Here is a 25,869-nt window from a genome sequence, read left to right as displayed (position 1 = left end):
CGCCGGAAACTGTGTTAAGGATTTTGCGGCCAAGAAATACGGCTAGCGAGGATTTCAATTGCGACGGAGAAATGCGCGTATTTGGTCCAGAAACTGATGCTCACGCTCTAGCTGGACCCAGTGGCCGCATTGACCATAGACATGCATCTCGGAGCGCTTGAGGTGTTCGTGCATTCGCACTGCAACATGCAATGGAATCATCTTGTCTTCGCGGCCGTGCAGAATCAGCGTTGGCGCATCGATAGCTTTCAACTGCTCCAGCGGAATGCCCTTGACGATTCGTGGACCTTTCGATGCTTGATCAGCGCCAGGCTGCAGCTTGCGGATTGTCTCTTTCCCGCTGGCGATTTCCGCCACACGCAGGCGCGCGGCCACTGCCTCGTCGGTAACTATTGACGGATCGTATGGGAATGCCTTCATCATAGCGCGCATGGCGTCCATGCTGGGCTCGAAGGATCGGCTGTCCGCCAATCCCTGCGTCTGCTCAAACTCACCAGCCGGTGTGCCCATAAGAATAAGCGAGCGCACCTTGTCGGAATGAAAAGCCATCATTCCCAGCGCGAGGGCACCACCGAAGCTGTTGCCGACCAGCGTTACGCGGTCGAGGCCAAGGGCTTCTATAAAGCCCGCCAGATGCCGCGTCCACAGTTTGATGCCCGGCTTCTCTCCTTCAGGCAGTTGGCTAAAGCCGAAGCCCACGATGTCGGGGGCCAGAACCCTGTGCGTTTCCCCAAGTTTTGGCAGGATTCCTCGCCAGTTTTGCCAGGCGGTCACGCCCGGACCCGAACCGTGAAGGAGGATGACGGGGTCACCTTCTCCACAATCGTGATAATTTGTCTGGATACCGTCGACGTCTATCGACAACCCGATATCGGGAAGCTCCGTATTACCGGGCATACCTCTCTCCAAAGCAGCATTTCGCCAAATTCTTCTTCCTTGTCTGTTGCGAGGGACCTTGGAAGATGTCAATACGCTGGAGTATGGATGGTTGATCTGAAATAGACAAAAAACCAGAGGGTGAGAATTGATGGGAAAACTTTCGGGCCAAACAGCGTTAATCACTGGCGCGGCTTCAGGTATCGGCAAGGCAGTGGCGATACGTCTCGTCGAGGAAGGAGCGAATGTAGTTGCGTTGGATCGCAATGCCGACGCTCTCGCGGATTTGTCGGATCACTTGGGGGATCGGTGCTCTGTCCTCGCGGGAGATTGCACAGAGGCTGCGATCTGCGAAGCGGGCGTCGAACTTGCGCAGGAAAAATTCGGAAAACTGGACACCACGATAGCGAACGCCGGCGTTTACGACTGGTACAAGCGTATAGATCGCATGAAAATGGAAGACGTGGAGGCAGCGTTCGAGGAATTGTTCCGAATTAATGTGCTGTCGACTTTGCTCTTGGCGCGAGCTTCCGCAGATGCGTTGCGGAAATCCACGGGCTCTCTGATAGTGACCTGCTCCAATGCTAGTTTCAGAGCTGGCGGCGGTGGCACATTGTACACTGCCAGCAAGTTCGCACTGCGGGGCATAGTTTATCAACTTGCTTATGAATGGGCGCCGCAAATCCGCGTTAACGGCGTTGCTCCTGGCGGGACTGTCACGGGCCTTTCGGGATTGGACACACTGGAGAGCGCATCGCGTCGTCTCGATTCCGAACAGCGCACAGTTGAAATGGTGGCGAAGGCATCGCCACTGGCAAGGGCGGCAGAGGCGGAAGATCATGCCGGATGCTATGTGCTTCTCGCGTCACCTAGAGATGGAGTAAACCTAAATGGAACGATCCTGGTCAGCGATGGCGGATTGATCTCGCGAATGGGTTAGGCCGAGCACTTCAAGTCTTGTTACTTCGCTTCTCGCGAACCTCGTCCCCTGGCATTCGCAAAACATCGGAAACTGCCTCTGCCGCTTCAACGATGCGCGGAAAAAGCGTCAGCAAATCCTGTTCCGCTTTCTCGGGATCAACGTCGTTGCAGACCTCGGTGACTGACACCGCCGCCAACAGGCCGGTCCTGCCCCGTATCGGCACCGCGAGGCAGCGCAGCTCTGGATACATCTCCCCTCGATCTATCGCCCATCCCTGTCGGCGTACGCCGTTGATTTCTTGTCTCAGGTCATCGACATCGAATATTGTGTTGTCCGTAAGAGGAACGAAATCGCCCAAGGCAAGATAGTCTTCAAGCCTGTCCCGTTCCAGTTGAGCAAGCAGGGCCTTGCCAATCGCTGTGCAGTAAGCCTCGAGCTCGATCTCCTCCCGAGAAGGAGACCGTCGGCACCCGGATTCGGCCTTGACCAAATAGCGTACAAGATTGTCACGAAAGACGCCCAGATGCACCGTACGCCTGCAAGTCTTGGCGAGGTCTGCCATAATGGGCCGGGTTGCAGTGGTAATAATCGAATCGATATCCGCACGTACCGCTATTTCCACGCTGGCGATGCCGAGAGCGTATAATCCTCGACGTTGCCGGATTACAAATTTGCGCTCGACCAACGGCCTCAAGAGCCGGTGAGCTGTAGAAACGGGAATGCCGGTATGTTCGCAGATTTCCCTTACCGTCTTGGGCGCCGACGAAAGGCAACCGATCAGGTCGAGTATTCGCTCGACAACCGATGTGCTGGATGCATCGTTCATCTTGTCGCTCCTCTCACAGAGTGAGGCTCTAGGCCTCAATTGCCGCCGGTCAAGCTTGGCAGGGTGCCAAACGATAGCGCACAGACACAAACATAGATTGAAGACGCCGTTTTCGAACCGTGCCGGATTCGCTGACTGCTCAGATTGGACGGGCGGTGAATTGCTCGATGGTGGCCAGGAGACGAGATCGGCAAAAGATACAAGGGCGTTTCGATGCGCACGTTTGGGAGAATTTAAGGCAATGCCACTCGAAAGTTCAATAATATCTTCCCTGGGTGATGAACTCTACGGCGCACTGATCAAGGGCCGAACGGTTTCCAATCTGCGGGATCGCCATCCGGAGATAGATATTGTCGACGCCTATCGCGTCCAGGAACGAATGGTCGCGCGCCGTCTGGAAGCTGGCGAAAAGATCATCGGCAAAAAGATCGGCGTTACTTCCAAAGTGGTGCAGGAAATGATCGGGGTGTTCGAGCCTGATTTCGGACAATTGACCGATCGAATGCTGGTTCCCGATTGCGCTACGGTAGATCACAAATCACTCATCCAACCCAAGGCAGAAGGCGAAATTGCGTTCATCCTGCAACATGATCTCAACGGGCCTGGCGTGACCGCCGCCGATGTACTGGAGGCGACCGAATATGTCACTGCCTGTTTCGAGATCGTCGATAGCCGCATTCAAGACTGGGATATCAGAATTCAGGATACAGTCGCGGATAACGCCTCGTGCGGAATATTCGCGATAGGGACCGAGCGGGTCGATCCCCGTGAGATCGATCTGGCAAAAGTGGCCATGACAATCGAGTGTAATGGAGTCGAGGTTGCGAGCGGGATCGGCGCCGCTGTTCAGGGTTCCCCTCTTAACTCTGTCGCCTGGCTGGCCAATACGCTTGGCGAGCTTGGAATGCCGTTCAGGGCGGGCGAAATAATCCTTTCCGGAGCACTTGGTCCGATGATCGACATATCCAGCGGTGACACGCTGCAACTTAACCTCAGCGACGGGCTTGGGTCCTGTCGCATGATTTTTTCTTAGCCAATCGCGTGCTTCGGCAAGGATAGCAGCGAGGTGACAGACCTCGGCGCACTCTAGTGACAAAGTAAGGATGCTCGGATGGACAAAATTAAATGCGCAATAATCGGGCCGGGGAATATCGGCACCGATCTGCTTTACAAACTGCTTCGTTCCGAAGTTCTCGAACCCGTTTGGATGGTGGGTATTGAGGCCGGATCCGAAGGTCTGGCCCGCGCGAAGGAACTGGGCCTCAAGACCACTGCTGAAGGGGTTGACGGGCTGGTGCCTCACGCGATCGAGGATGGAGTGAGCATCGCGTTTGATGCGACTTCGGCCTATGTCCACGCCGAAAACAGCCGCAAGCTGAACGAGCTGGGCATTCTTATGATCGACCTGACGCCCGCCGCCCTTGGCCCGCTTTGCGTTCCCCCGGTGAATCTCAAGGATCTGGCAGGCCGTAAGGCAATGAACGTCAACATGGTCACATGCGCGGGTCAGGCCACGATTCCGATGGTCGCCGCCATCAGCAATGTTCAAAGCGTGGATTACGCCGAGATAATCGCAACGGTCGCGTCGAAGTCGATCGGAGTGGGTACTCGGAAGAATATCGACGAGTTCACGCGCACCACTTCTGCGGCAGTCGCGAAAGTGGGAGGTGCAGCGCAAGGCAAGGCTATCGTGGTCGTCAATCCGGCCGAGCCTCCGCTGATGATGCGTGACACCGTCTATTGCGAAACAGTCGACGAGCCGGATCAGGAAGCGATCACCGCATCCGTGCACGAGATGATTTCTGCTGTGCAACAATATGTCCCCGGCTACCAATTGAAGAACGGGCCAATTTTCGAGGGGCGCAAAGTCTCGATCTTTCTGGAAGTGCAGGGACTTGGCGATTTTCTCCCCAAATATGCAGGAAATCTGGACATCATGACTGCCGCTGCAGCGCGCACGGCCGAAATGTTTGCACAAGACATCCTTGATGGCCGACTTGAACTCTCACCATTGAAGGAGAACGCATGATGACACTCGAAGAACAGGTTAGGGGTAAAAAGCTCAAGCTGCATGATATGTGTCTGCGCGACGGCATGCATTCCATGCGGCATCAGATCACGCTGGATCAGATGGTCGATATCGCTTCCGGGCTTGATGACGCAGGGGTGCCGTTGATCCAGGTCACTCACGGTGACGGGTTGGGAGGATCATCCCTGAATTACGGTCGCGGACTCCATTCGGATAGCGAATATATCTCGGCAGTGGCCAAGGTAGTGAAAAAGGCGACTATCTCGGTACTCCATGTTCCGGGCATTGGCACTCTGGATGAGTTGCGGATGGCCGCCGATTGCGGGGCAGGATGTGTTCATGTCGCCTCGCATTGCACCGAAGCCGACGTTACCGAACAGCACATTGGCCTGGGACGGGAACTTGGGCTTGATACAGTCGGCTTTCTCATGATGGCGCATATGACGCCGCCCGAGCACCTGGTTGAGCAGGCGCTGTTGATGGAAGGGTATGGAGCAACAACAATCTACTGTGTTGATTCGGCAGGTTACATGCTGCCTGATGAAGTTACCGATCGCATCACCATCCTTCGCACAGCTTTGCAGGACGAAACCGAGATCGGATTTCACGCTCATCACAATCTCGGGATGGGAGTCGCCAATTCGCTGGCTGCTGTAGCCGCGGGCGCGGACCGCATCGACGGTTCGGCTGCCGGATTGGGTGCTGGCGCTGGCAATACACCCCTCGAACTGATGGCTGCCGTCGGAGAGCGATTGGGCATCGAAACCGGGGTGGATCTGTTTAAGCTGATGGACGTAGCAGAGGATCGGGTTTTGCCGATCATGCCTCAGCCGCCCCGTGCGGACAGGGATTCCATAACGCTCGGTTTTGCAGGGGTCTACTCAACCTTCCTGTATCAGGCCAAAGAAGCCGAACGTAAGTACGGCTTGTCTGCACGTGATATCTTGATGGAATTGGCTCGCAAGAAAATGATCGGGGGTCAGGAGGACATGATCGAAGACACCGCGCTCTCGATGGCCAAGGAACGCGATCTGGTTTGACGGCGATTCAAGCACTTCAAAACAGAACGAAGTTACGAAAGGCGTTGCTGTCGCTCCTTGTCGGGAGGCCAAATTGGACGAGAAGTCCTCGGACCCACGCGACAGGGAGCGGACAACCTCATCACCGCAGGCTTTGCTAAGAACTCTGCCTGGGGTCGTATCCTGCCGACCATTTGGCAAAGGCTCCGACCCGCCAAAATCGCGAACTCCCTGATTATCGGCGCTATATCGACTGTCACCTCATTGAAACCAAGTCTCGTTTTCTCTCCCGAAAGGGCAGACCGGCCATAGCGAAGCAATCCACACTATCTTGCGCTGCCGATCCTGACATTGCGGAATTGTCAAGGCCGTGGGGTGTTCCGATCAGCTGCGGTGCCAGAAACGACACCTGCTTCTCTACATCGTTCCGAGCCACTTTTCCCGCACGGTGGCAGCCGCCAAGAGGCCGTCAGCAACAGCGGCAAGAGTACTTTCGGGCAACCTACGCCGCCAGGCCTATGCAACAGATTCGGCCCAGTTGCGGGCAAGCAGAAGGGCCTTCACACAATCAAAGGAACGTATTGATGTTCTTTGCTTGCAAGACAGTTTCCTGCAAGATGACCTTCCTGCGCGCCAGTTGGAGCAGACCTTCTGAGTTCCGCCTGATTGTATCGACGCGTCTGGCTTTTAGTTCCATTTCATCGTCTTCAGTCCGATGACGATGGTTGAGGATCACAGAATGGACCGTCCACTCGTTAGAATCTTCAGTAGGTAAGACCTCGATATTGCCGATCAGGTGAAAATGCCTGGTGGGTGGATCTTCGGCCCATGCCGACGGCTGCTTGGCGCGTGCCACGCGGATCTTGAGATATTCGAGGCCGTCGTCGAAATAGGCCATTCGTTCGGAACTGAACTTCGCCTCATCCTTTCGATAGCGGGCCTGCACTCCTGGTACCCAATAATGGATATCGTCCGTCAGCAATTCTAGCCATTCATCATATTGCTCGTTATCGAGCAAACGGGCTTCTCGATACAGAAACTGCTGTATCTCCAAAAGTAACTCGGCTGACACAGAGCAGTGATCGCGCCGGGTGGTTTGTTCGAGAGTCTTCACATTTACCTCTGAATATTTCTAACGGACAGGAACGTCGGCCCAGGTTTCTGCACCCATCAGATCTGCCCAGCGCTGGTAGAAGGCCCGTTGGTTCGCTTCATTGATCTGGCTTTGATAAACATTGCCGCGCAGTTCCTCGTGTTCGATTTTCGAATCGAGGCCCATCCCGAAGTGAAGCTGTTGCTGCCGGGTCACCACGCCTACATTGACCGCCGTGCAATTCTCGAAGTTCTCGCCGTCATCCATTTCGAACACACCCGCCGGAGAAAAGGTTAACATTACCCCGCGGCGATATTCTTCCTTGAGTTCTTCCGGGGCATTTGCGTTCAGGAACACCCAGGTGTGAAGTTCCGTGCTCCTTGGACCCTTGGGGTTCCATGTCCGAAAAGTGTTGTGACCTGCCAGGAAGGAAAGATTGGGAAAGACGTTAGCGGAGCTTAGAGCGCCTACCATCCTGCTGCGAACCTTCCCCAGACGTTCGGCAAATTTCGCCTCCTGCTCACGCAGATAGTCGATAATCGGCGGTGAATTGAGCGTTGCCGCGTTCCCAATGAAATCCAGTCCAAACTCCCAGCCGTGGCCGTTCGCATTGGCATGATAAGAACGGTCAGGTCGCATGGTCGGCTGTTTTCCGAACATTGCGATCAAGGCTGAGCTATGCGTCCAGGGAGCGTGATACGAGTCGCCCACGAAGTTCTCTGCCGGGAATTTCCAATTGCATTTGAGCCGAGATTTGATGTTGCCATCGATAAACTCGATACCACCTTCGTCATTGTCGAGGATCACATCTAGATACCAGCGAAATTCGCCTAGATATTCCTCAAGCGACGGGGCCTCCGGGTCGAAGCAGGCGAAATGCATCCCCTTATAGCTTTCGACACGCGCCTTGTGCAGGCCAAGCTTGGACTTATCGAGGTTCGATTTTCCACTATAGGACTGCGGGCGACTGACATTCTTCAAGCTACCGTCGAGACCGTAGGACCAGCCATGAAAATTGCATGTGAACCGCCGGGAGTTGCCCGCCTCTGCAAAGCACACGCGATTACCTCGATGCGTACAGGAGTTGAGAAAGGTGTGGATCTTGCCGTCTTCGCCACGCGACACGATGACCGCATCTTCACCGATTGTCGTCGTTAGAAAATCGCCAACATTGGGCAATTGCGTGTCATGCGCGACAAAAATCCAGCATCGCGCAAAAATCCGTTCAAGCTCCAGGTTGTAGATAGATTCGTCCCAGAAGATCCGGCGGTCAATATTTCCCGCTTCGGCGTCGACGAGTTCCTCGATGCCCGCAGCCAATTTTGCATTACTATCCGGCTTCAAGAGCGATTCAGTCATGTCATTCTCCAGCTATTCGAACCCGACCCGTTCAGGCGGGCAGTATCTCCGCAAAGCCGAGGCCGGTAACGCCGCCATCCCAGGCTTCGTAAGCGAGCACTTCGCCTCGGCCCGCCGGCAGAGCACCCATCACTGCAAGAAAATGACGAATCTCCATTCCACCGTTGCCGCCTTCGCGCATTATTTCCTCGTCTGTCATTGAAAGGAGAGGGGTCGCATCGCCGGAAACGATGCAGTCGAGGACCTTCCGATCAAACTCGGAATTGATGCGCCCCATTTCTCCGGTGCCCACCCAGTGGCTGATCCCTCCGCTGCCGATCAACACTACGGATTCGTCTACGGGCATTTTCGCAATGGCATCGCCAATCATTCGTCCGAAATCATATGCCCTTTGGAGACGAACATACGGCGCTACGCCACTCGCCATATAAACGGGAACCGTCTTGACCGACCCGTCGGCCGGAAGGGCAAGCTGGGCGGGCACCCCGATTGCATGATCCACCCCCAAGTCGCGCGCCACAGACACGTCGAAGCCGCTTTGATGGGCATGGCCGACCAAATACTCTGCGAAACCCGGATCGCTGGCGATCGGTGAATCTCCAACACCGGGCAACCGGTCAATGGGACCATGAAGCTCGCCTGTCGGGATAAGAAACTGTGGCAGACAGCGAGGGCCGAAGAGAATATAATGGTCCGCGCCGAAGATGATCGCCTTCGTCGCGCCGGACTTGCTTACTTTGTCGCGAATTTCCGAATAAGCGCCAATCAGGTGGTCGCGCTCTTTCTTCTTTGGGTTCACAAACAACAATGGATCATGCGGCATGATGAAGCCGCCGACTATTTCGGCCATCTTGAAACTCTCCTAAAGATAGACGGGTAAGCGCTTCGCTGCCGCCGGCCTCTCACTTCATTCGCTTACCGTCTCGAGCTGTGACGTCAGCGTCGGAACGCGGGACAGATAATCCGGCATCGATTGCGGTCCGTTTACGCTTGTCCAGAAGCCCATCAGAAGCATCGGGTTAATGCCGTACTCGAAGAGTCCCTCGGCATTCATGGACAAGACCATGTCGCGTTCTAGCTCGCTGAGGGCGTACTTCTCTGCGAAAGCTGTGGCATCCTCGCGAAACGCTGCGCGGGAATTCCGTTTGGTACTCACGTCGTAAAACAGTTGCTCGACGGCTCCAAAACTCATCTGTCACGTCCCTTCCGGCACCTCAGATATCGTTCAATCGGATCTTCGGGTCGAAAAGTCAATACGCAAGAGTATGGTTTTGCCTTCGAGGTCGCTGAGCCGGCCCAATCAGACCGTTTGCTGCTACATGGCAATCACGACTTTACCTACCGTTCCGCGAGAGCGCAGCGACTCCATTGCTGAAACGAGTTCATCCATTTGATACACATCCCGAATTAGGGGGCGAATTTCGCCTCTGGCACATTGATTAACCAGCTTCTGCTGTATGGTGCGAATCGCTTCCGGCGAGCGGTCGAAGCTCCAGTATACACCGTGCACACTGGCGGACTTAACCAGCATGTAGTTCGCCTTGAGCGCCTGAACCGTCCCACCGGCAAAGCCGCATACTAACAGCCTGCCCTCCCATGCCAGAAGACGCAGACTCTGTTCCGAAGTTTCGCCGCCGACCGGATCCATGACGATATCGACCCCATCTGGTGCCAGAGCTCTTACTCGCTCGGACCAGTCAGATTGACGATAATCGATCACATGATCAGCCCCATTCTCTTTAGCGATTCGCCGCTTGTCTTCGTCGCCTGCCGTGGCAACGATGCGAGCTCCCGCTGCTTTTGCAAGCTGAGTGGCAGCGATGCCCAATCCGCCTGCCGCCGCATGGATTAGGACCGTATCTCCCTTCTTGAGATTACCCTTTTCGAAAAGGGCGACATGGGCAGTGGTGTAGGAAACCGGAAGCGCGGCGGCCACCGAGGCTGGTAAGTCTCCTATCGCCATCAGACGGTCAGAAGCGACGCCACAATATTGTGCAAAGGCACCACTGCGGACCTGACATGCGACCTTGTCACCGGGAGAGAATCGAGAACCCGGGATTGCCTCGACGACCGTTCCCGCCAACTCGTTGCCTGGCACAAACGGCGGTTTTATCCGATCCTGATATTTTCCTGCAATCGCGATTTCGTCCGCAAAATTCAGACCTGCAGCGTCAATCTTGACCAGAGTGTCCGCCCGATTCTCTTGCCCTTCCCCCAGCTTCGGCATGGCAGTTTGTCCTAAGACCATCTCCTCCGGATTGCCATATTTCCTGACGATCCAAGCCTTCATGGTTTCCAACTCAAACTCCCGTGTCCGCAAATTACCATTCGCATAGGTATGGAGATTGCGGCAAGACTGCAATTGGGGCATAAAAGCAATGGCTCGCATGAATTTCCGAGCCTTTTCCCCTCTGGCCTAAAAACCGGCCGCACTGAGTGGTCCGCACCGATTGTTTCTACAAGTCTGCTTCTGGCACCAATACGGTCCGCTGGTGGAACGTGGCGGAACGGGATGGCAGCCGTGGCGGTGTCACGCCTTCCCTGGAACAAGGCCGATAGTGAAACGAGCTGTGAGACCCGGCGGTGCTGTATCAAGGTCAAGCAGTAGTCATTCGCTTATACAGGTATCATTCGCCGGATCTGTCCGATGCGCCATCGTCGAAGCGAGAGACTGAGATGATTACCTTGCACCTCCCAGAAGGAGCAGATTGTATAGCGTGAGTTCTGACGCCGCGCGCTGCAACCGGGGGATTCCTTTGCATGCTCTTTCGGAAGCTGCGCCTGATCCATTTTGAGGCTGGCATTCCCCTTGCGCTAGCGATATTGGCTCGGCTCGCCGACACCGATCCCGCGGCACAGATCCGCGATCGTTCCGCCCTGCACCCGAACAATCTCCACTACTCGCAGCTTAGCGATGTTTTCTTTCAGATGGTGCTTCCTCACCATTCCGTCACTCTCTTAACCAATTCAAAAATAGAAATCGGGCCAATTAGAAGAGTGCAGATCAGCTAACATGCCGGTAGTCGCAGTAGATCAGCGTCACTTTAATTTCGTGGATGTTCTGGTTCATCTCGGTCCTTGGAGCTTGTTTGCTCGGCTTCTCTTAGGTCTAATGATGCTGCTGCTAGACCTATCTGGCCCAACGCTCGCTGTTTCATTGCGATAACAGGACAGAGACTGAAAGGCGATTCCTGAGTTCCGACCGGAATATTTTCGAACGAACATCCTGCAAGACAGCAATAAACCCTAATAAGCCAGGCGCATAGCTAGGTGACACGGTTTGCGACGGGGCTACAAAACGATGGTAGCCGGTCCCCTCTTGCCGAGACGATCGATCGTCTCGGCGTTATTCATCCTATAACCTCGCTTGCCGGGCCGTAGCCTGCATCCTCCGGGATGGTCAGGATATTCTTGCCATCTCGCTGCAAGACCCACGGCAGGACAGGCACGATCGTGCGCGCCTGCGCGCGATCTACGCAGTCCGTAGCACTGTTCGCCTTGGACAACAGTTCCAGGTTCAGTCGGGTCGGGAAAATGACCGTGCGCTCGCCCGATTGCCCCATCTCCAGAGCACGATTTGGTGACAGCCATTCGGCATCTACCGTCTCATAGCCATCGCACGCGGCAATTTGGCGTTCCGGGGCTCGAGCGACGTAGAACCAGGTGTCGAACCGCTTCTTCATGAAGACCGGGGTAATCCACCGGGCAAAATCGGTGAGGCTATCGAGCCGCAAGATCACATCGGACTCCCGGACGACATCGAGGAACGATCTTTCCCCCTGTTCGACTGCCCGGCGGCTGTCCGGGTCACAGGCCCCTTCGAAAGGGCTGCCATCGCGGTTGACCGCCAGCAAAATGCCAGCCTCCTCGTAAGCTTCGCGGATCGCAGCGATCTTTAAAATTCTCTGGGTCGTATCGACCTGATCCCGCCCGTCGCAGTAAGCGGCCCATTCCTCCAGAGAATCATCGGAGTGGGGTTTCCCGCCGGGGAAGACCAGTGCGCCAGATGCGAAGTCTATCTGATGATGTCGCTTCACCATGAGAACCTGAAACTCCGGTTCATCCCGCACCAGCAGCATGGTGGCGGCAGGCACCGCCTCGGCTGGTTTCTGTTCGGTCATTTCCACTCTTCTCCCTTGATGTAGCCAATATCGGTGCCGGGCGGCCGTGATCTAAGCGTTCAACGCGTATGGTCTTATCAGTTCCATCTAGGAATGAGTGCTATTCCCGCGAAAGCCAGAACAATGCCTGCCAGTAACAACGATTGGTCGGCCAGCAATGCGGCAGAGACGATCAATGCGGCGACCACCGGACCCTTGACGGGGGTGCTGCGGTCCTCTTCCCGCGTCAGATGGTTCAGGCTGGCTGGGTCGATGGACACCTGAATCGTACCTGATCGAGCGACCGAGGCAACGTTCTCGATTAGCTCGGGCAGCGATGCCGAGAAATCAAGCAGCCCACTGCGGACCTTGGCCAAATGATCCCGCGCGGCTCCGATCGAAAATCGCTCGGCAAACAATTGCATCACGATCGGCTTCGTTTCTTCGGCGATATTGTAGTCCGGCGCCAAAGAGCGAACGAAGCCTTCTGCGGTCAGCAGGGTGCGCAGCAAAATAGCGAGGTCGGGCGGCAATACGAGGCGATACTCGCGCAACAATCCGAAAACCCGATCGAAGATTGCCGAGAATTCAATCCCCGCAAGAGCTGTGCCGCGAAATTCCTCGATCAGCTCATCCAGATCCATCGCCAATTGCGCGCGGTCCACGAGTGGATTGCCTGCCCAGTCAAGCAGCAGATCGGCCACCTTGTCTATCTGATCGTTCGCGATAGCAAAAATCAGGCGGACGATTTCCTGACGCCGCGCGCCGCTGAGAAAGCCGACCGAGCCGAAATCGATGAAGCCTACCTGGTTCCCTTCCATCCAGAAGACGTTGCCGGGATGCGGGTCGCCATGAAACTCTCCGTTGAGAAGGATCATCCGTAGCACCGCATCGGCATAGCGCTTCGCGAACCGGGCATTATCTCCCTGACCAGTTGCCGGGGGCCGCGACGCAGGCTTTCCGACCAGGGCTTCCTGCACATTGATCGTCATGCCTGTAAGTTGCCAGTGGATCGCGGGGGTCTTCACCCCAAGCATCTCCAGATAACCGCCAATCCGTTCACAAGCGCGTGCTTCTGCCGCCAGGTCCATCTCCCGCGCTAAATTCTTGGCGAATGTCTGGAGGAACTGCACGGGTCGATAGCGGGCAATGTCGCTTGACCGACGCTCGGCGAGGCCCGCGAGCCGTGTCAACAGCCTCATGTCCGCCTCGATCCTGGGCGCCATGCCGGGTCGGCGGACTTTCACGATAGTCTCGCTTCCGTCCAGCAGGGTTGCGACATAAGTCTGCGCGATAGAGGCTGAGGCGATCGGGTTTCTCTCGAAAGCGGCGAATTCACATTCCCAGTCGCTGCCCCAAGCCGATACAATCACCGGTTCGATCTTATCGAACGGCAGCGGTTCCACCTGGTCGTGGAGAGTGCCGAACGCGGAAATCCAGGGTTGTGTAAACAGATCGCTTCTGGTCGCCAGGAGCTGGCCAAGCTTTATTCCGACAGGGCCGACATCGCGCAACAGCGCCACCACCGATGCAGGACGCAAGTCCTCGGTATCTGGCTCCTTCTCCGAAACCGGCATAACGCCAAATAAGCTTCCGAGATTTTTCAGACCGTGCCGGGCGAAAATCTGACCGAGTTCTGCTAGCCGCGTCAGTTCACCGACACTGTTTTCCAGATCATGCTTCATCGGCTTTCTTCGCAAGTGTCAGCCTGCTTCTGATTCTCCGCAACTTTTCGAAGCATCGTACGCAGGAGGTCGATTTCAGGCGCAGACATTTCCTTCCAGAGAATTTCGTGGAGTCGATCAGCCGCTTCGCGCAGTTCTGGCCAGATGGTTCTTACTTGCTCGGTGAGGTGGAGGTTCCAAACTCTTCGATCGTGCGCCGCCCGCTCTCGCTCGATCAAACCTTTTTCAACCAAAACTGCGACAGCCTGTCCTATCGTCGCCGATTCAAGCTCAAGCAGGCGAGAAATCTCGGTCTGTGTTAGCGTAGGTTCCCTCAACAAGGACGCGATGATCCGCCATTGTGTTTGATTGAGGTCGAGCCCCACGATCAGAGCGTCGAACGTCCGCCGAGCGGTCCTGTTCACCTCTTCTAGCAAATATAGAATGTCATCCTTTTCGTTGGGGGCGTAATCACGTATCTCATCTTTCGACATATGCTTATCCATCGCGCTATCTTGGAAGGCTCGCGCAAGCCTGGCGTGTTCAAGCTCAGCGTCGACCATATTCGCTAGCAGTGCCGCCATGCAAACACTCGCTGATTTCACGCTACAGCAGAAATTGAATCCGAGGGTCGCTCGAGCTGATAAGGTACCGAACGGCGCTGGGTAAGTGCGAGGGCTCCGGCCACCTCGCCTGCCACGACTGCCGGGATCTTATGATCGCATGCGCTCGGCGTCCCTCATCTGAGCATAAGTCCCCCCTGAAGGGCAACGTGGGGTGCGAATGCGGGGCGCGGGCTCGATTTCGAGTGATTATGGCTCGCTGCCCAGATTGTCATGCATCTTGGCCAGCGATCCGCGTAAGCGTTCCAGTTCCCCAAAACGGATCCCCCCGAGCAAGCGAGCATGCACCGCATCAGCTTCTACTCGCATCTTGGGAAGTAGCTCGATCGCGGCAGGGCGTAAATGAACCCGCCAAACGCGCCTGTCGTTCTTCGCGCTGCGTCTTTCTACCAGCTCAAGTTCTTCCAGGCGATCAATAGTCCGGCCGATGCTAGCGCGCTCTAGTTCCAGTTCCCGAGCCAGCTCTGTCTGGGTCATGCCTGGGCTCCGAAAGAGATAAGCCAATGCACGCCATTGCGTCCGCGTGAGCCCGAATTGTTCAACCGAAGAATCGACGGTCCTGCGCAAACGCCGGGTCACTTCCTCCATAAGAAAGAACAGCCGATCGGTATCGGTGAGGAAACTTGCCCCCTTTGTATCCGGGTCATAGTCCGTCGTGGCCGCCATCCTGGGCAACCTACCATAACCGATCAGGAAATAAAGCCGTTTACTGTAAACCGATTTACAATATAGAGGTTGCGGTATGCAGTCGCAAACTTTCCATATCGGGGGAGATGGTGGCATCTCCATAGCAGCCGAAGCGACCGGAAATGCCGATGCTTTACCGGTCTTGCTCGCGCATGGGGGCGGCCAGACCCGTCACGCATGGAAACGTGTCACAGCCGATCTCGCCAATGCGGGATTCCGTGCGATCGCAATTGATATGCGCGGTCACGGCGACAGCGAATGGTCTGCCGAGGGCGCTTACGAAACGCGCGACTTCGCTTCAGATCTCGTTGCGATTGCTTCAAAAATAGACCGCAAGCCAGCGCTCGTCGGGGCCTCCCTTGGCGGGCTGGCCGGACTGATCGCCGAAGGACACCTTGCGCCGGGCCGCTTCGCGTCGCTCACTCTCGTCGACATCGCGCCGCGTATGGAAACGGGGGGCGTTATGCGCGTAGTCGGCTTTATGGAGGAGCACGTGGAGACCGGTTTCTCTTCACCCGACGAAGCGGCAGAGGTCATCGCGCGTTACATGCCACATCGCCGCAAGCGCGGAGCCGGCAAGGGTTTACGGCGCTATCTGCGAGAGAAGGAAGACGGCCGCTACTACTGGCATTGGGATCCGGCCTTTATCCGCAACATTACGCTAGCCAAGCGAAGCGATCCGGCTCATCAGGAACGCCAATTTGATGCGCTGAACGATGCAGCCAGCAGGCTTTCGCTGCCATTGCATATTATTCGCGGCGGATCGAGCGATCTGGTCTCCGAAGACGCGGTCGCGCAATTGCTCGAACTTGCTCCACACGCTGAATACACCGACATCGCAGAGGCAACACATATGGTGGTTGGCGATGCCAACGATGCCTTTTCGGCAGTGATACTCGATTTTCTCAAGCGTAATCACAGTGCGCAGGGAGCCGTTACATGACCGATAATCCGACAAGGATCGATCCTAAGCGCCTCGAAGAGATCCTGCAGATTGCCCCGTTTCACCGGTGGCTTGGCCTCACTTTACGGTCATGTTCGAGCGAGCAGCTTGAACTGGAGATGCCTTGGCGCGACGAGATCGTGTCAAACCCGGCAATCGGTTCAGCGCATGGCGGCGTGCTCGCCTCTCTGATCGATTTAACCGGGCTCTACACCTTATTGTCGCAAGGTACAGGGGCCAAGGCGACCGCCGATCTGAGGGTCGACTACCACCGCCCGGCAACCTCGGGACCACTCGTAGCATCGGGCAAAATAATCAAGATCGGTAAAACTATCTCGGTCGCTGAAACACGTGTATACGGTCCTACTGGCAACCTTTTGGCTAGCGGCCGCGGTGCCTACGTATGCTAGCAGCGTTATCCTAATGGAACTAACTGCAGGGCGAAAATTAGCAGGTCTGTTCCTCGAAGACCTGCAAAATAGTCCCACGACTTTCAGAGCGATTTGCGTCACGATAGCCGCCTTCCAATGAGTGACGTGACCCCCTGATTTTCCCCCAGCTGGGATTAGAGCCGAGCCGCGTTGTTGCGTATGAGCGAGGTTGAAGCAATGGGCTGCGCAGCGGAGCCCGTAGGGCGTGGCGAAGCAGGCCATTGCTTATCTAGTTCGGCGGCGAACGCCGCCGGTGTCGCGTAGCCAAGGGATGAGGGCGGTCTCTCTCGGTTGTAGTCTTCCACCCATACGGCGATCTCGACGCGGGCATGGGCCAGGCTGATGAACAGGGTCTCGTTCAGCAGTTCGTCGCGCATGCGGCCGTTGAAGCTCTCCACGTAGCCGTTCTGCATCGGTCTGCCCGGAGCGATGTAATGCCACTCCACGCCAATCTCCTCGCACCATGCCAGCACGGCATTGCTGGTGAGCTCCGTGCCGTTGTCGCTGACGATCATGCCGGGCTTCCCACGCCGTTCGATCAGCGCGGTCAGCTCGCGAACGACGCGGCGACCAGAGATCGACGTGTCCGGCACCGCTGCCAGGCACTCCCTGGTCACGTCAACGACCACGTTGAGCACGCGGAACCGTCTTCCTGACGCCATCTGATCGTGCACGAAGTCGAGGCTCCAGCGCTGGTTCGGCAGGGCAAGCACCGGAGCAGGCGCTCTGGTCCCGACAGCCCGCCGACGACTGCGCCGTCGGCTGACAGCCAGCCCTTCCTCCTGATAGAGCCGCTGGGTCTTCTTGCGATTGATCATCACGCCCTCCCGGCGTAGCAGGATATGCAGGCGGCGATAACCGAACCGCCGACGCTGGTTGGCCAGCTCGCGCAGCTTCTCACGGAGCTGGGCATCATCGTCCTGCGTGGAACGGTAACGCACGCTCTTGCGATCGGCATCTATGACTCGGCACGCCCGCCGTTCGCTCATCCCGTGACAGGTCTGGAGATGAGCCACAGCTTCCCGCTTCGCGGCGGGCGTCAGAACCCTTTTGCCAGGAGATCCTTCAGCGCTGCCTGGTCGAGCATCGAATCGGCCAGCAACCGCTTGAGCTTCGCGTTCTCGCTCTCGAGCGCTCGCAGGCGTCGAGCCTCGGACACCTCCAGCCCGCCGATAATCTGGTCTTCTGAAAACCTCGTTCTCTTCATCTCGTCCGTCCTTCCATCAGGGCCGGACGCTAATCGAGAATGGAGGAAAATCAGGGGTCACGTCAGCGCTCCGCGCCGCGCTTTAACTCGTCATTAGTATTTGACCGTCCCATCCTCGCCTTCTGTCCTCAAAACTAGGGAAGAAAGCGTCCACAAATCTAGGGCTATTGGTCACGTAGGATGAGTCGGTCGCCGAGTTCCTTCACGATCCGACATCGTTTTTGACCTTTCCAAGGCTCGTAATAAGGGTATGCCGAATATCTTTCTTCGAGATTTTGCCGGTGGCAGTGTGCGGCAACTTATCAACGACAACCAGGTGGTCAGGTACGTGCCATTTGGAAGTCTTGCCTTCGTATTGGGCCCTCATGTCATCGTAGCTGAAAGTCGCGCCAGGCTTCAGGACCACCACCAGGGCCGGGCGTTCGTCCCAGCGGCTATCCGGCACAGCGACGATGGCAGCCTCTTTGATCGCGGGATGATCTTGAGCGATGTTTTCGAGCTCGATGGATGATATCCACTCACCCCCAGACTTTATCAAATCCTTGTTGCGATCCACAATCTGTATGAAGCTATCTTTGTCAATGGTCACGACATCGCCGGTATCGAACCAGCCTGGGTGCTGCTCGTGAGTATCTGCGTCCTCGGCGTTGAAATATTGCGCGGCTACCCACGGACCGCGAACGAGCAAGGAGCCGATGCTTTTGCCATCGTGTGTTACCTCATGTCCGTCTTTGTCGGCAACGCGAAATTCCATCCCGAACTGTGGACGCCCTTGCTTGCATTGCAACGCCAAACGATCCGCCTCCGGTAAGGCGAGTTGATGGGGCTTTAGCGCTGCGGAAAGGCCCAAAGGGCTGGTCTCTGTCATTCCCCAGGCTTGGCGCACCTCAACGCCTTTGGACTGGAAACGTTTGATCATGTTGGCTGGTACAGCCGATCCGCCGATTACCACACGCTTTAGAGAGCCAAAACGTCTCCTTCAGCTCACAAAACGTGCCCATCATACCTGTCGAGGGATCGATCATGATCGAGGGCATTCTTGTCGATCATGCAGCGGCAGAGAAAATGCTAAAATGTACGCGGCAGCATCGCCCGTTAGAAGCTGGGGGGCTGGTACTAGGGCTGCGCAAGGGTCTTTACCTTCATGTGACTGAGATCACCCGACCATTGCCATGGGATCGACAAAGTTCGACGCGCTTCCAGCGCTCACCTAAGGGACACAGAATAGCTGCACTAAGGCGGTGGCGTAAATCCGGCGGAAAGATGGACTGGATTGGCGAATGGCACAGCCATCCCGAATTTTCTCTTTCGCCTTCATCCATCGATATACGCAATTGGTATGACATCGTTAGACAGCGCAAAGCAGAGATGATTTTCCCTATCTGCGACGGTCGAGAAACCGCCTTCTACCTTCAGTGTTGGGGTGATCGGGGCAAGGTCTTGCTCCGGCAAGTCGAGAAAGATGCGCTTGGCACTTTTTACCGCACCCCGGCTGCTATCAAGCGTCAGCTGCGCGAAACAGGGAACGAGGCTTATGGGCCAACCGTCGAGTTGCCTTAACCTAACAGGCGAGCGCAACCACACTTTGCCCTGCTTCTGCGAACATCCGATTCGTGCACGAGCATTGGTAGGGCAACCCGCGAGCCGCAATTGAAACCAAACGATCACAACAACCCGAGATCCTGAGCCTAACAGTAGTAACTCCCGCACAAACGGAAGTGCGCAACGACGAAAGATGAATCTCTTTCCTAAGGTTTAGAGCTGGCAACAGAATCTGGGATGAAACGGCAGCATTCCGTGTCGGGCTTGCCAATAGAAGCCAGTCCGCTACCGGCCCTATTCTGTTGAAAAGCTCTGCTTGCAGTAAGGCTAAGTCGCTGATTCAGTGTGCCCCCCGTTAGCGCCTATGGCACAGATTTGAGGTTGTGAAGTAAGGAGGATTTGGGCTTCGTCGTAGTGACGAAGGAACGAAGATGAAGCCAAGATCCTCCAATGCAAAATCGACTGCCGAGCTGGTGATCAAGGATATCCGCCGCAAGACCCGCCGACACTTTTCGGTCGAGGACAAAATCCGCATCGTGCTCGATGGCCTGCGCGGCGATGACTCCATTGCCGAGCTATGTCGCCGCGAAGAGATTGCGCAGAGCCTGTATTAAACCTAGTCCAAGGGGTTCATGGAGGCTAGCAAGCGCAGGCTCGCTGGCGATACGGCACGTACCGCGACCACAGAAGAGGTGAAGGATCTGCGCCGTGAGGCCCGCGATCTGAAGGAGTGCGTGGCCGATCTCACTTTGGAGAGCCGGCTGCTCAAAAAAAGCATCATCGCGGATGGGGACGACGACGCATGAGGTATCCCGCATCAGAGAAGCTGGAGATCATCAGGATCGTGGAGCAGTCGCATCTCCCGGCCAAACGCACGCTGGACCAGCTTAGCGTGGCACGGCGGACCTTCTACCGCTGGTAGGATCGCTTCCTCGAAGGCGGGCCGGAGGCGCTGGCAGACAGGCCATCCACGCCAAGCCGGGTGTGGAACCGTATTGTGCCCGAGCTGCAGGACCAGATCGTCGAGATGGTGCTCGAGCAGACCGAGCTGTCACCGCGTGAGTTGGCCGTCCGCTTCACCGACGAGAAGCGTTACTTCGTGTCCGAAGCTACGGTTTACCGGCTCTTGAAGGCCCATGACCTGATCAGCAGCCCGGCCTACACGGTTATCAAAGCGGCAGAGGCGTTCCATACAAGGACCACACGTCCAAATGAGATGTGGCAGACCGATTTTACCTACTTCAAGATCATCGGTTGGGGTTGGGTCTACCTATCCACCGTGCTCGACGATTACTCGCGCTACATCATTGCCTGGAAGCTCTGCACCACTATGTGTGCCGAGGATGTGACTGACACGCTCGACATGGCGCTGGTCGCTTCAGGCTGCGATCATGCCAATGTGCTACACAGGCCGCGCCTGCTCAGCGACAATGGCCCGAGCTACATCGCCGGAGAACTGGCGGAATACATCGAGGCGAACCAGATGAGCCATGTGCGCGGCGCACCACCGGTAACAGCGTGGGCTGTAGACTGGAGTTCGTTCGACCTGAGGCCGGTCGGATTACGACTTCTTACCAGTCGTCGAAACTTTGAATTTTGCTCAGATTGGAAACCTCATTCAAGTGCGTTTCCAAGTGATGGCGTTCCTCATCCCAAACCGCAAACAGATATTCTGCGCCAGGATTCTCAATGTTGTTTAATTCGAAATCGTACACATCGAGAAACAATTGCTCGTAGTACTTAGAGAGACGATTCTCCATGCTGGTGAATGTCACGTATAGCTGGGCATTCTTCGACCATTTTTTTCTGACGTGGCTATCAACGCGAAGCTCAGCAAACCCTTTCCCGACATACACGCATAACATCGTGTAATTGCCATGGTCGTCGCAGGCGTCATAGTCTACCCACAGGTGATAGAGGCCTGTCTGACCACGGAGGAATTTAAGATAGAGCTTGTACGTTATGTTCCCAATACGGAGTTCGTCGTCGACCGGCAGTTCCGCACAAAATGCGCTCTCGTTCACCAACTCATGGGCAGAAATTGGCTGGCTTAGTTCTAAGAGCGCTATTTGATCGAACGCATCGTACTCTTGATTTTGACACGGGAAATCTTGTTCGATGCACTTTGTCATGATCGGCTCGACCTACTCAATATTGTATGTTCCTTAATAGGCGCCGGTGGCTTCCGAAAGCAGCTCGGTTCTTGCAGCGACGAGCGCTCCCAATACTCGAGGGTATCGGGCCGACTGCTTCGATCCGGCGACCGCGCAAAGGATGCCTTTGACTGCCCCTGTCGATGGCACGTCCGCCTCCAACCAGTCAGCTCCAGACCAATAAGCGGTCACTTCAGGCGGTCCGAAATCCAGGCTTCGACTTCTCTTTCCGACCATGCCACGGAATAGCCTCCGAGCTGTACGGGTTTGGGAAACTTGCCCTCGCTCATCCAACGGTAGATCGTCGAACGGCCAAGCCCGACGCGGTGCTGCACTTCGGGCAAGCGAATAAGCCGCGTCACCCGGCGAGACTCCGTCGCTCCTTTGTCGATCTCTTCACCCACGATGGCCTCTTTCGGCACCGGCGAAGACATCGCCAAGCAGCGCGTCCTTACGTTCGAGCTCATCGATGTGATCGGAAAGCAGGCGGGCGACACGGTGTGCCGTGCCCTTGGCCCAACGCGGCTTCACCTCATGAACCTGGTTGCCTAGGACTCGTTCGAGCGCTGAAGGCAGTTCGCCAGAAAAGTCCTCGAAGAACTGCGCGAGGTCCGATTGCAGCCAGGCAATCGCGTGATCGCCGCTGCTGACGAGGAACAGCAGCAGGTGGGCATGAGGAGCGACGCCGCACGCGGCGAGAACGCGCAAGGCTTCGCCGAGGCTAGCCGAGCGTTCACCGGCAAGGACGCGGCGCAGGGCATCCTTATGGATCTGCGCGTCGCGCGCGATGTCGCAGCGTGCACGGCCGCTGGCTTCGACGGCTGCCAAAAGCAGCCGGGCAAGGTCGGCGCGAACCTGTTGTTCGGCAAAGAGCGCCATGTTGGTCATCGACGAATCCTTATCTCTGGAGGTGATCGAACCACCGGCTAACCGCGAAGGAAGCCTGTAGGAAAACGAAAAGAACAATTAGAGAACATAGAGGAACCACCGAATCGGCTTCCTTCGTTGATTCGCGCGAATTCCGGTCGTGTTCGCGCATATGGCGGCACGCTCCTCGCCAAACTCGGCACAGTTGGCGCTGATCCGCGATCAACCTGCGCGAATCCCAGCCTGCGCACCTCCAGATGTCGCTTTTTGCTTGGGCAGCAGCCCCAAAATCCAGTTCCCGATTTCCTACAGGCGCATGTTCTTTTTATGTTCTCTTTCGATTCGAATCAATGGAGCACAAGTCGAGATGAACTGCCTCAATTGTCTGACCGCGCTAGTGGTCGCCTGTCTGGGGATGATCGCGACCTCCTCACAGCAAGTACGCGCCCAGGATTTCACCTTGTTCGAGCACTCGATCGTTCCGCCGAAGACGGACCAGCAGCCGGCAAGAGAATATCTTCCTGCAATCTACCAGGCCGAGCCAGCAAACGTATCCTACCGGGAAGGCTTGTATATGGCGGCGATAGCCGAGGCTGAACGCCGTTACGGGCTTCCGACCAACCTGCTTCGTGCTCTTATCTGGGCTGAGTCCCGCTTCAATCCGATGGCTGTTAGTCCAGCCGGTGCTGCCGGGCTGGCTCAGCTTATGCCGGCCACGGCGAGAGAACTGGGCGTCCGGAACCGTCATGACCCTCTTGCATCGATCGACGGTGGCGCCAGGTACCTTCGCGATATGTTGGACCGGTTCGACGCAGTCCACCTGGCCTTGGCTGCTTACAATGCTGGTCCAGGTGCCGTCTCCCGATCACGCGGCATTCCCAACAATGGTGAAACGCCGCAATATGTCCGGTCTGTGTTGGGACGTTGGCAAGCAATTGGTACGTACAATTGACGAAACTACCTGATTTCCGGCTATTGTCTGAAATCATGTGCCGGAATGAAGACGGACAACGCCAGTGAATGAGACCCCAGGTGAGCCGTTCGACTTTCGCAAGGCGTTGAAGGCACAGAAGCGCCGGAAGCTGAGAAAGGAGATCGCGTTGGGTTTGGGAGCATTCGCGATCGTATTTGCTGGAGGGATGCTGGCACTCAACTGGCCAGTCCATGATGCCAGCCTTGCTAACGACGATCAGCAGCCTCAGGTTTTATTCCAGCAAGCAAGCTCCCCACAATTCGACATCTGCGGATCCATCCGGCGCACATGCGTCGTGGATGGAGATACTTTCTGGCTTGATGGCGTGAAGATCCGGATTGCCGACATCGACACTCCCGAGATCAGCGAGCCTCGTTGCGACTATGAATACCAACTCGGCATGCGCGCGACGCATCGCCTTGTCGAACTGCTCAATGGCGGACCCTTTGAACTCAGAACCATCGGTAGCAGAGATGAGGATCAGTACGGCCGTAAACTGCGGGTCGTAACGCGCGGCGGCCGCTCGCTCGGCGATCAGCTGGTCAGCGAAGGGCTGGCGCGGACCTGGACCGGGAGACGCGAAGCATGGTGTTGAACCGCGACCAGGAATTGTGGGCCGTCGCTCTCTGGGTCGAAAAGAACCATGGCGAAGAGGGAACCGCGTATATCGCGCAGCAAATCCAGCGGCTATCCAACGAAGGGGACGAGGCAGGCATAGCAACTTGGAAGACTGTTGCTGAGCGCTTCGATCAGCTTGGCTGCCAAAGCTCTACGAACTGAGGCTCGGCACAATGCGGAATTGGCTTAAAGTCTGGGGCATCAGAATTGAATTCGCCTTGCTCGCGTCAGTGTCCCTGATAGGGCTGGTCCTGAGCCTTCAGTCCTGCACTGGCTGAGAAGAAATTCGTTCTTCCGATCATCCCTTCGCAAACTTGCCCATGATGACCTTTCCTCCTGTCCGGAGCTCATCGAGGTAGTCGCTCCACCATTGAGCCATGCGCACGCGCTCGTCCCAATGCTTGCCGCGATGGTAGATGCCACGCACAACATTGCTGTCGCCATGTGCCAGGGCACGCTCGATTGCATCCGGATTCCAAAGTCCCGACTCGTTCAGGAATGTCGATGCTGTCGCACGGAGTCCGTGCGCGGTGACTTCTTCTTTCGAGTATCCCATGCGACGGAATGCGGCATTGAGCGTGTTTTCACTCATCGGACGCTTGGAGCTGCGCGCAGATGGGAAAACATATCCTTCGCGGCCGAGCATCTCGGCCAGGTCAGTGAGATAGCCTCTAACCTGCTTGGAAAGCGGGACGGCATGCGCTCGGCGTGCTTTCATTTTGCCGGCAGGGATCTTCCAGACTCCATCGACGAGGTCGATCTCATGCCATTCGGCGTGCCGGAGTTCGCCGGGGCGCACAAACACATGCGGCGCGATCTGCAAAGCTAACTTCGTCACCATGTAGCCAGTGAAGTCGTCGATTGCGCGCAGCAGCCCGCCTAGCTCGGTGGGCTCGAGGATTGCTGCGTAGTGCTTGGCTCTAGGCGTTACGAGAGCACCCTTCAGCATACTGGTCGGATCGGATTTGCAACGGGTCGTTGCAACACCATAGCGAAACACCCTGCCTGCGAACGACCGGCATTTCTTCGCAGTCTCGTGCTTGCCAGTGGCTTCCATTCGCTTGAGAGGAGCCAGGACTTCGAACGGTTCGATCTCGTTGATGGGTCGGTTCCCGATGGCAGGTGCAAGCTTGTCGAGGAAATAGTTGGCCTTGACGATCGTGCCATCGGCGCGACCATTCTGGACCATCATCTGTTCAATATACTCACGTGCGACGGCCTCGAACGTCTGTGCAGAAAGGAACTCCGCGCGGATTTTCCGCTTCCGCTTCTCAAAAGCCGGGTCGCCCCCTGAAGCAACAGCTCGTCGCGCCTCGTAGGCCGCGTCTCGCGCCTGCTTGAGGCTGATGTCGGGATAGCTGCCGATGCAGAGCTTCTTTTGAGCGCCGCCGATCCGGTATCTGAATCGCCAAAGTTTGCCGCCGGTCGGCGTGACCTCAACATATAGGCCGCGCTCATCGGTTACCTTGTACGGCTTATCCTTGGGCTTGAGTGCGCGGAGGCGAGTATCTGTCAGAGGCATGTGGGGGCCTTTTCATCTGGGCCTTTGCGAAACGGCCTCAAAAGGCCCACAAAAGTGTCTGGAACCCCCGAGAACAGGCGGGACGATCCGGAACGATCCAAGGGCCAAATCCCTAGGATTTCTGCGGGTTTTATAGATTATTTGGGAGAACGTGAGAAGAACAAATGGTGCCCAGAAGAGGACTCGAACCGCTCTCAGAATGTCGCAAAACTGCGAGAATCTTGACCTTGGTTACTTAAGTGAGGCCCCCGTCGGTGCCCCCAGAATGCATTTTTACCAGAGGATTTGGGTCCCATCCCCGAAAAAACTCAATGATTTCAATAGGAGTCTTTTAACGTAGAACGCGTCTGATTTCCAGCAAATTTGCATGGCCGACCAGCTCCGAAATGGGATGATAAGTGAAACGATAATCAAC

27 protein-coding genes and 2 pseudogenes are annotated in these 25,869 nt (G+C 56.3%); 12 read left to right on the top strand and 17 right to left on the bottom strand.

Features of this window, described 5'->3' with window-relative positions; genetic code table 11:
• Window positions 1–54 precede the first annotated feature (54 nt).
• Complete coding sequence (locus ACIGGE_RS06555) at window positions 55–897, bottom strand: alpha/beta fold hydrolase (RefSeq protein WP_067182368.1); 843 nt, start codon at window positions 895–897, stop codon at window positions 55–57.
• A gap of 130 nt (window positions 898–1,027) precedes the next feature.
• On the opposite strand from ACIGGE_RS06555, the gene ACIGGE_RS06550 reads away from it, so the two are divergent.
• Window positions 1,028–1,816: an SDR family NAD(P)-dependent oxidoreductase gene (locus ACIGGE_RS06550; protein ID WP_082737146.1), complete on the top strand. Its 789-nt coding sequence runs from the start codon at window positions 1,028–1,030 to the stop codon at window positions 1,814–1,816.
• Window positions 1,817–1,826: 10 nt separating this feature from the next.
• On the opposite strand, the gene ACIGGE_RS06545 is transcribed toward ACIGGE_RS06550, so the two are convergent.
• Window positions 1,827–2,624, bottom strand: coding sequence for an IclR family transcriptional regulator (locus ACIGGE_RS06545; protein ID WP_067182365.1), 798 nt, complete (start codon window positions 2,622–2,624; stop codon window positions 1,827–1,829).
• A 241-nt stretch (window positions 2,625–2,865) separates the two neighbouring features.
• Here ACIGGE_RS06545 and ACIGGE_RS06540 point away from each other — a divergent pair, with 241 nt between their 5' ends.
• The 3 genes from ACIGGE_RS06540 to dmpG all read left to right on the top strand — a co-directional run bounded on the left by ACIGGE_RS06540 (window position 2,866) and on the right by dmpG (window position 5,693).
• Complete coding sequence (locus ACIGGE_RS06540) at window positions 2,866–3,657, top strand: fumarylacetoacetate hydrolase family protein (protein WP_067186977.1); 792 nt, start codon at window positions 2,866–2,868, stop codon at window positions 3,655–3,657.
• A gap of 78 nt (window positions 3,658–3,735) precedes the next feature.
• Window positions 3,736–4,653 (top strand): acetaldehyde dehydrogenase (acetylating), encoded by a 918-nt coding sequence (locus ACIGGE_RS06535; RefSeq protein WP_067182363.1) that lies wholly within the window; start codon window positions 3,736–3,738, stop codon window positions 4,651–4,653.
• Entirely contained in the window at window positions 4,653–5,693 is a 1,041-nt protein-coding gene (gene dmpG, locus ACIGGE_RS06530) for a 4-hydroxy-2-oxovalerate aldolase (RefSeq protein ID WP_067186976.1), read from the top strand. Before ACIGGE_RS06535 ends, dmpG begins: the two co-directional genes overlap by 1 nt.
• Window positions 5,694–6,240: 547 nt before the next feature.
• Here the strand turns inward: dmpG and ACIGGE_RS06525 are convergent.
• The 5 genes from ACIGGE_RS06525 to ACIGGE_RS06505 all read right to left on the bottom strand — a co-directional run bounded on the left by ACIGGE_RS06525 (window position 6,241) and on the right by ACIGGE_RS06505 (window position 10,513).
• Window positions 6,241–6,786 carry a 3-phenylpropionate/cinnamic acid dioxygenase subunit beta gene (locus ACIGGE_RS06525; RefSeq protein ID WP_082737145.1) on the bottom strand — a complete coding sequence of 182 codons (546 nt, stop codon included), beginning with the start codon at window positions 6,784–6,786 and terminating at the stop codon, window positions 6,241–6,243.
• An 18-nt stretch (window positions 6,787–6,804) separates the two neighbouring features.
• Window positions 6,805–8,124 (bottom strand): SRPBCC family protein, encoded by a 1,320-nt coding sequence (locus tag ACIGGE_RS06520; protein ID WP_067182357.1) that lies wholly within the window; start codon window positions 8,122–8,124, stop codon window positions 6,805–6,807.
• A 31-nt stretch (window positions 8,125–8,155) separates the two neighbouring features.
• Window positions 8,156–8,974, bottom strand: coding sequence for a protocatechuate 3,4-dioxygenase (locus ACIGGE_RS06515; RefSeq protein ID WP_067182354.1), 819 nt, complete (start codon window positions 8,972–8,974; stop codon window positions 8,156–8,158).
• Between the two features lie 57 nt (window positions 8,975–9,031).
• Complete coding sequence (locus tag ACIGGE_RS06510) at window positions 9,032–9,316, bottom strand: hypothetical protein (RefSeq protein WP_067182352.1); 285 nt, start codon at window positions 9,314–9,316, stop codon at window positions 9,032–9,034.
• Between the two features lie 123 nt (window positions 9,317–9,439).
• Window positions 9,440–10,513 carry an NADPH:quinone oxidoreductase family protein gene (locus ACIGGE_RS06505; protein WP_067182350.1) on the bottom strand — a complete coding sequence of 358 codons (1,074 nt, stop codon included), beginning with the start codon at window positions 10,511–10,513 and terminating at the stop codon, window positions 9,440–9,442.
• A 371-nt stretch (window positions 10,514–10,884) separates the two neighbouring features.
• Between ACIGGE_RS06505 and ACIGGE_RS06500 the strand changes: the two genes are divergently transcribed.
• Window positions 10,885–11,136 (top strand): hypothetical protein, encoded by a 252-nt coding sequence (locus ACIGGE_RS06500; protein WP_067182347.1) that lies wholly within the window; start codon window positions 10,885–10,887, stop codon window positions 11,134–11,136.
• A gap of 338 nt (window positions 11,137–11,474) precedes the next feature.
• Here the strand turns inward: ACIGGE_RS06500 and ACIGGE_RS06495 are convergent, their stop codons facing one another.
• The 4 genes from ACIGGE_RS06495 to ACIGGE_RS06480 form a co-directional block, all read right to left on the bottom strand.
• Window positions 11,475–12,245, bottom strand: coding sequence for an NUDIX hydrolase (locus ACIGGE_RS06495; RefSeq protein ID WP_067182344.1), 771 nt, complete (start codon window positions 12,243–12,245; stop codon window positions 11,475–11,477).
• A gap of 77 nt (window positions 12,246–12,322) precedes the next feature.
• Window positions 12,323–13,909 carry an AarF/ABC1/UbiB kinase family protein gene (locus tag ACIGGE_RS06490; protein ID WP_067182342.1) on the bottom strand — a complete coding sequence of 529 codons (1,587 nt, stop codon included), beginning with the start codon at window positions 13,907–13,909 and terminating at the stop codon, window positions 12,323–12,325.
• Window positions 13,906–14,472 carry a MarR family winged helix-turn-helix transcriptional regulator gene (locus ACIGGE_RS06485; RefSeq protein WP_067182339.1) on the bottom strand — a complete coding sequence of 189 codons (567 nt, stop codon included), beginning with the start codon at window positions 14,470–14,472 and terminating at the stop codon, window positions 13,906–13,908. The genes ACIGGE_RS06490 and ACIGGE_RS06485 overlap by 4 nt, the downstream gene beginning before the upstream one ends.
• Before the next feature lie 228 nt (window positions 14,473–14,700).
• Complete coding sequence (locus ACIGGE_RS06480; protein ID WP_067182336.1) at window positions 14,701–15,177, bottom strand: MarR family winged helix-turn-helix transcriptional regulator; 477 nt, start codon at window positions 15,175–15,177, stop codon at window positions 14,701–14,703.
• A gap of 76 nt (window positions 15,178–15,253) precedes the next feature.
• Between ACIGGE_RS06480 and ACIGGE_RS06475 the strand changes: the two genes are divergently transcribed.
• Both ACIGGE_RS06475 and ACIGGE_RS06470 read left to right on the top strand, forming a co-directional pair.
• Complete coding sequence (locus tag ACIGGE_RS06475) at window positions 15,254–16,141, top strand: alpha/beta fold hydrolase (RefSeq protein WP_067182333.1); 888 nt, start codon at window positions 15,254–15,256, stop codon at window positions 16,139–16,141.
• A complete protein-coding gene (locus ACIGGE_RS06470) occupies window positions 16,138–16,551 on the top strand; it encodes a hotdog fold thioesterase (RefSeq protein WP_082737144.1) in 414 nt (137 codons plus the stop codon). Before ACIGGE_RS06475 ends, ACIGGE_RS06470 begins: the two co-directional genes overlap by 4 nt.
• A 155-nt stretch (window positions 16,552–16,706) precedes the next feature.
• Here ACIGGE_RS06470 and ACIGGE_RS06465 read toward each other — a convergent pair.
• The 3 genes and pseudogenes from ACIGGE_RS06465 to ACIGGE_RS06455 form a co-directional block, all read right to left on the bottom strand.
• Window positions 16,707–17,779, bottom strand: a protein-coding gene (locus ACIGGE_RS06465; RefSeq protein ID WP_089217183.1) for an IS3 family transposase whose coding sequence is annotated in 2 segments (ribosomal slippage) — window positions 16,707–17,620 and window positions 17,620–17,779 — 1,074 coding nt in all. Because the reading frame shifts where the segments join, the coding sequence is not laid out codon by codon here.
• 202 nt (window positions 17,780–17,981) lie between these two features.
• Entirely contained in the window at window positions 17,982–18,335 is a 354-nt protein-coding gene (locus ACIGGE_RS06460) for a hypothetical protein (protein WP_269420691.1), read from the bottom strand.
• Between the two features lie 105 nt (window positions 18,336–18,440).
• Window positions 18,441–18,740: pseudogene (locus tag ACIGGE_RS06455) on the bottom strand (AMP-binding protein); the annotation flags it as partial.
• 62 nt (window positions 18,741–18,802) lie between these two features.
• Here ACIGGE_RS06455 and ACIGGE_RS06450 point away from each other — a divergent pair.
• Together ACIGGE_RS06450 and ACIGGE_RS06445 are read left to right on the top strand one after the other, a co-directional pair.
• Window positions 18,803–19,339 (top strand): Mov34/MPN/PAD-1 family protein, encoded by a 537-nt coding sequence (locus tag ACIGGE_RS06450; protein ID WP_082737143.1) that lies wholly within the window; start codon window positions 18,803–18,805, stop codon window positions 19,337–19,339.
• Between the two features lie 413 nt (window positions 19,340–19,752).
• Window positions 19,753–20,828 (top strand): annotated as a pseudogene (locus ACIGGE_RS06445) (IS3 family transposase); the annotation flags it as partial.
• Between the two features lie 834 nt (window positions 20,829–21,662).
• Here the strand turns inward: ACIGGE_RS06445 and ACIGGE_RS06440 are convergent.
• Both ACIGGE_RS06440 and ACIGGE_RS06435 read right to left on the bottom strand, forming a co-directional pair.
• Window positions 21,663–21,878, bottom strand: coding sequence for an AlpA family transcriptional regulator (locus ACIGGE_RS06440; RefSeq protein ID WP_063511184.1), 216 nt, complete (start codon window positions 21,876–21,878; stop codon window positions 21,663–21,665).
• The gene (locus tag ACIGGE_RS06435) at window positions 21,871–22,362 is read right to left on the bottom strand and encodes a hypothetical protein (protein ID WP_063511185.1); all 492 of its coding nucleotides are present in this window, start codon (window positions 22,360–22,362) and stop codon (window positions 21,871–21,873) included. Before ACIGGE_RS06435 ends, ACIGGE_RS06440 begins: the two co-directional genes overlap by 8 nt.
• A gap of 346 nt (window positions 22,363–22,708) precedes the next feature.
• On the opposite strand from ACIGGE_RS06435, the gene ACIGGE_RS06430 reads away from it, so the two are divergent.
• The 3 genes from ACIGGE_RS06430 (at window position 22,709) to ACIGGE_RS06420 (ending at window position 24,094) form a co-directional block, all read left to right on the top strand.
• A complete protein-coding gene (locus ACIGGE_RS06430) occupies window positions 22,709–23,293 on the top strand; it encodes a lytic transglycosylase domain-containing protein (protein WP_067182328.1) in 585 nt (194 codons plus the stop codon).
• A gap of 64 nt (window positions 23,294–23,357) precedes the next feature.
• Entirely contained in the window at window positions 23,358–23,909 is a 552-nt protein-coding gene (locus tag ACIGGE_RS06425; RefSeq protein ID WP_233453976.1) for a thermonuclease family protein, read from the top strand.
• On the top strand, window positions 23,900–24,094 hold the full coding sequence (locus tag ACIGGE_RS06420; protein ID WP_022673626.1) for a DUF6961 family protein: 195 nt from the start codon (window positions 23,900–23,902) through the stop codon (window positions 24,092–24,094). The genes ACIGGE_RS06425 and ACIGGE_RS06420 overlap by 10 nt, the downstream gene beginning before the upstream one ends.
• A 136-nt stretch (window positions 24,095–24,230) precedes the next feature.
• Here the strand turns inward: ACIGGE_RS06420 and ACIGGE_RS06415 are convergent, their stop codons facing one another.
• Window positions 24,231–25,454, bottom strand: a complete 1,224-nt coding sequence (locus ACIGGE_RS06415; RefSeq protein ID WP_067182325.1) for an integrase arm-type DNA-binding domain-containing protein — start codon at window positions 25,452–25,454, stop codon at window positions 24,231–24,233.
• Window positions 25,455–25,869 lie beyond the last annotated feature (415 nt).

Source organism: Qipengyuania sp. NPDC077410, assembly GCF_044543405.1.
In the GTDB taxonomy this organism is placed as follows: Bacteria; Pseudomonadota; Alphaproteobacteria; order Sphingomonadales; family Sphingomonadaceae; genus Qipengyuania; species Qipengyuania pacifica.
Note: the sequence above shows the minus strand (reverse complement) of the source record. Positions and strands in the feature narration are given on the sequence as shown.